The organism is Vibrio sp. WZ-1 (assembly GCF_052037695.1).
Classification (GTDB): domain Bacteria; phylum Pseudomonadota; class Gammaproteobacteria; order Enterobacterales; family Vibrionaceae; genus Vibrio.
Map to the genome: position 1 here is coordinate 1 of NZ_JBQEQR010000004.1, position 809 is coordinate 809.

1 protein-coding gene is annotated in these 809 nt (G+C 40.3%); it reads right to left on the minus strand.

Annotated elements, in window-relative coordinates; translation table 11 throughout:
• Positions 1-123: 123 nt before the first annotated feature.
• A complete protein-coding gene (locus ACTS60_RS00010) occupies positions 124-786 on the minus strand; it encodes a hypothetical protein (RefSeq protein ID WP_045485120.1) in 663 nt (220 codons plus the stop codon).
• Between the last annotated feature and the right edge of the window lie 23 nt (positions 787-809).

Genomic DNA, 809 nt, shown 5'->3' on the forward strand with positions numbered 1-809 from the left:
TAACGCCTTGTTAAGGTGTGAGGCACGCAATACCGAAGCCTCCGCATAGCACCTTAACCACTAAAACTAACGCATGGTAAAAATGCCACGCGTGCCGAATCACTCTTGAACAATTTGTTATGCCTAAATTGTTTGCAGCTCTTGCCTCATCTGCTCCATCAACTCTTTAGCAACGGCTTGGGTTTCTTTACCTAAACTGGCTAGCTCTTCCTGCAATTTTGCAGATAGCTCATTATTTTGAGATAAGACTATTTCAAGAAATTTACTCATAAATTCATTGGACTTGTCTGAGGACGCTTTTGTCAAAGCTTCCAAACGAGCAAATGTTTCAACCATTTGGTCAGTCGCTGTGAGCTTTAATTTGTTAGACTCTGCTTGTAATTTCATTAAGTCTTCAGTGCTATCACGCATGACCTCTGAGACTTGCGTTCCGAACCAACACAAAACTTCACGCTCTTTGTCTTTATCTCCGACTTGTGCTGCCGCGAGATAATCGTTGAAATACTTGTCAAAGATTGGCTGCATCTTTGCTGGAAGATCAACTTGATGCTTTTTCCCGAACTCATCTAAATTGGAGACATACGCTTCGTATTGAGAAACCTTAAGCTCGAATACTTTTTTTCTTCTCTCTGCTTCTAACGATAATCCATGCTTTAAGTTTTCTAGAGCTTTGTCATGACTTTGCTTGTTAAAATATAGAAAGATCCCCCAGAGTGCATTGACTAAACCGAAGACCCAAGCGAAATAATCAGGATTTTCCTGAATAATACTGTAAATAGACTCCATACTTCCTCATTTAGGCATAACGC